Here is a 3,002-nt window from a genome sequence, read left to right on the forward strand (position 1 = left end):
CACCCGCCAGCGGTAGGTGCCGCTGGAGCCGGAGTAGTTGATGGACTCGCTGCAGTTGGTGCTGGTCGAGCTGGCGACGGTGGACCAGGAGCAGCTCCACCAGGAGCAGCTCTGCTTGTCCAGGTAGAGGTCGAAGTCCGGACCGGAGCAGGAGAGGCTACCGGTGATGGTGCCGCTCTTGGTGCCCTGACCGTGGGTGCTGCTGCCGCCGCTGGACAGGCTGCCGCTGTACTGGGTGCCGCCGGAGCAGCCGCCGCCACCGGTCCCCGGATCGAGGTAGGACTGGACGGAGCTGAAGTAGGCCGCCAGGGCGCCGTCGATGGTGCGGTCGTCGCCGTCGCAGGGAGTGCTCGGGCTCGCACCGCAGGCGCCGGTGAGCTGGCCGACGACCTGACCGCTGGAGTTCATCACCACCGAACCGGAGCTGCCACCCTCGGTGGCGCCGAAGGTGTCGTCGCTGTAGATCCAGCCGCCGCGGGGAATACCGCTACAGGTACCCGAGGTGGTGTTCACGCTGTGGGTGGAGTAGGCCTGGGGCGCACCCTTGGGGTGGCTGATGCGGTACAGGGAGGTGCCGCTGGAGTTGGCCACGGCGGTGGCGTTCCAGCCGAGGAGCACGCTACCGGACGGCAGGCTGCCGCTCAGGCGCACGAGGGTGTAATCGCTGCTGGAGTTGGTGGCCATGATGGTCGAGCCAACGGTCCGCGGCACGGCGCCATTGGGGTTGTAGCAGCTGCCACCGCAGGAGGTGCTGAACTGGAAGTAGGCCTCCAAGCTGCTGGCGGAGCTCGCGCTGCTGAAGCAGTGGTTGGCGGTCAGCAGGTAGGGAATCTGCGTCGAGGTGTCGGTGTCGTTGAGCAGGCCACCGGAGCAGATGTAGGTGCTGGAGCCGACGGCGAACTGCAGGTGCGCCATGGCGTTGCGGGTGGCCTGGATGGCCGACGGGATGGACGAGCACTCGGCGTTCTGGACGCAGGAGGCGTTGAAGCTACAGAAGGCTTCGGTGGGATCGCCGAGGATGGCGAAGAGGAACTTGTCCCCCAGGTGCACAGCTTGCTCGAGGACGAAGAGCTGGCCACCCCGGGCGCTGGCCGCGATGCCCTGGCCGAAGTGTACCTGGATGCGGGCTTCGGAGCCGCGCAGGGTGTGAGCCCACAGCTCGCCGTCGCCGAGGGGGCCCTGCTTGGTGTAGGGGCCGAAGGCCTCGCCGAGGTCGTTGTAGACGAAGAGCTCGGCGCCCTTGGGCAGGTTGAGCTGGCTGAAGTGGAGGCGGATGGCCTTGGCCTGGGGCGCCTGGACGACGCCGACCCAGATCTTGCCCTGGTCGGTTTCGCGCACGGTGCCGAAGCCGGAAACGGCTTCACCGTCGGCGACCAGACCGATCTCGATGTTGGTGCCGACGAGCAGGCGGCCCTGGTCGTCCGGGGCCTCGGCGAGCTTTTGCAGCTGCTCGGCGGTGGCCTTGGCGATCACCGCTTCCGGAAGCACGCCTTCGAGCTCGATGAGCTGATTGCTGAGCTCGGCCTGGGCGATTTCCGCTGCGACGCGGTCGTAGGTACCGGGAACGACCTCCGAGCCGATTTCCGTCGCAGCGCCCGCAAGGGGGCCGGCGATAGTAAGGACGGCGAGGGCGAGGGTTAGCACGCCAGTTCTCCAATAAGACATAAAAAAACTCCTCCTTCTGAGAAGGTTGAGGGCTGTGCAGCAGCCCGATTCATGGAATTGGTGGACCCTGGCCGGCCGAAGATATCAGTTCTCTATTATCACCTCAAGGGATTCGTTGATCGCTCATATGCTCGTTAGAGGCCCGGGGGGCAGGCCGAACGCTCCGCTGCGCCGCCTTTGCAGGCACGGCTGGTCAGCCCGCACCAGAGACTTTTGCACCCAGAACGAGCTGGATCCAGCGGGCAGGGGTGACCCTCCTGGTCGCCCGCGGGGCTCTCAGGGCAGCAGCGGTGCGAGGGGGGAAGCTTCGGTGATCTCGTCCCGCAACCCGGGCTGAGCCTCGAGGGCTCGGTGGAGGGCCTGGCGGGCCGCTGGAGTGTCCCCGGCGGAGAGCTCCAGCTGGGCTAGGGCCAGCTGTCCACGGCCGTAGTCGCCCTCGTCGGGACGGCCCCGGCGGAGCCAGGGTAGGGCCTCGGAGCTCCGCTGGCGGTCCACCAGCAGCAGGCCGAGGGCGGAGGGATGGGGGAAGTCTTCGGCGCCGGTCCGCCGGGCCACCGCCAGGAAGTTCTTCACCGCCTCGTCCCGCTGGCCGGCGGCGAATTGAGCGAAGGCCAACCGCAGCTCGATGGTTGGGGATTCCGGGGCCAGCTCTACGGCGCGCTGAAAGGCGGAGACGGCGTCCTCGGAGCGGCCCGCCAGGCCCAGTGCGGTGCCCAGACGGGACCACGCCGTCACCCGCTCGGGCTGCAGGGCCACCAACTCCTGCCACTGATGCGCAGCGTCCTCGTGGCGGCCGGCCTTGCCCAGGGCGTGGGCCAGGGTGAGTCGAATCTCGGGCTGGTCCGGTGCCTTGCGGGCCGCTTCCTGGAGTCGCTTGACGGCATCTTCGGCCCGTTCCAGCTGCAGCAGTGCGAAGCCCGAGCGGGCGAGGGCGAAGGGGTTGCCGGGATCCTGCTCCAGGGCTTGATCGAAGCGTTGGAGGGCTTCCGCCGGCTGCTCTCGTTGCAGGAGGTCTTCCGCTTCGCCCAGGAGGTTCCAGGTCTCCAGGCGATCCTTGGGATCCGGTAGCCCTTCCGGTGGCTCGCGGTGGCTGGGACCGCCGCCGGTGTAGCCGAGGGCGCGCAGACGGGCGACGGTTTCGGGATCCGCCGTGGCTCCGGAGCCCCGTGGGGGCTGAGCTTCAGCGCCGCGCACCGCGGCGGCGAGGCGGCGGGCGGGGTTCTTGGGGGCGAGAATGCGATTCTCCGTTTCTCCCGGATCGATGGACAGATCGTAGATCTCCATCTTTGGCGCCACCACCAACTTCCAGCCCAGGTGGCGCATGGCCTTCAGCGGCG

General features: G+C 68.3%; 2 protein-coding genes. Both read right to left on the minus strand.

What is annotated here, in order from left to right; translation table 11 throughout:
• Window positions 1–1,665 (minus strand): serine protease (locus SX243_25670; protein ID MDY7096379.1); only part of this gene is annotated, 1,665 nt, incomplete at its 3' end.
• Window positions 1,666–1,941: 276 nt separating this feature from the next.
• Window positions 1,942–3,002, minus strand: a 1,061-nt coding sequence (locus tag SX243_25675; protein MDY7096380.1) for a tetratricopeptide repeat protein, incomplete at its 5' end; no start/stop codon positions are given.

This window comes from Acidobacteriota bacterium (genome assembly GCA_034211275.1).
Classification (GTDB): Bacteria; Acidobacteriota; Thermoanaerobaculia; order Multivoradales; family JAHZIX01; genus JAGQSE01.